The organism is Neisseria sp. P0020.S003, from assembly GCF_051957095.1.
In the GTDB taxonomy this organism is placed as follows: Bacteria; Pseudomonadota; Gammaproteobacteria; order Burkholderiales; family Neisseriaceae; genus Neisseria; species Neisseria subflava.
Genome location: NZ_JBQCWU010000102.1, coordinates 1 through 255 on the forward strand (window position 1 = coordinate 1; position 255 = coordinate 255).

At 50.6% G+C, this 255-nt stretch carries 1 rRNA gene; it reads right to left on the reverse strand.

Annotation, left to right across the window (positions count from 1 at the left end):
- Positions 1-255 (reverse strand): 23S ribosomal RNA (locus tag ACTHTQ_RS11530); the annotation flags it as partial.

Genomic DNA, 255 nt, shown 5'->3' on the forward strand with positions numbered 1-255 from the left:
TAAGAAGACCCGGATTTGCCTAAGTCTTCCACCTACCGGCTTAAACAAGCTATTCCAACAGCTTGCTAACCTAACCTTCTCCGTCCCCACATCGCATTTGAATCAAGTACAGGAATATTAACCTGTTACCCATCGACTACGCATTTCTGCCTCGCCTTAGGGGCCGACTCACCCTACGCCGATGAACGTTGCGTAGGAAACCTTGGGCTTTCGGCGAGCGGGCTTTTCACCCGCTTTATCGCTACTCATGTCAAC